Source organism: Bordetella tumulicola (assembly GCF_965138755.1).
Lineage (GTDB): Bacteria > Pseudomonadota > Gammaproteobacteria > Burkholderiales > Burkholderiaceae_B > Bordetella_A > Bordetella_A tumulicola.
The window spans coordinates 1-327 of record NZ_CBCSFP010000031.1; the positions used below are offsets into that span (position 1 = coordinate 1).

The following is a 327-nucleotide window of genomic DNA, read 5'->3' on the forward strand; positions in this document are numbered from 1 at the left end:
GATGCCCAGCAGCGCCACCACCATATCGAGCGACCGTTCCAGGCACAGGCCCACCACGCTCTCGGGGCCTATGCCGCGGCTGATCAGGCCGTGCGCCAGGCGGTTGGCGCGGGCGTTGAGTTCGGCGTAGCTCAACTGCTCGTCCTCGTACACTACTGCGGTTGCCTGGGGATCGCGGCGCACCTGTGCTTCGAACAACGCGGGCAGCGTGGCGGCGGTCACCTCGCGAGCGGTATCGTTCCAGTCGTGCAATATCTGGTGCCGCTCTTGGGCACTGAGCAGATCGATCGATCCGATCGGTTGCTCGGCATTGTCGGCCACCGCCGT

1 protein-coding gene is annotated in these 327 nt (G+C 66.1%); it reads right to left on the reverse strand.

The window, feature by feature from the left end:
- Positions 1–327: AMP-binding protein (locus ACNAZS_RS26735; protein ID WP_415793644.1), on the reverse strand; the 327-nt coding region annotated here is incomplete at both ends.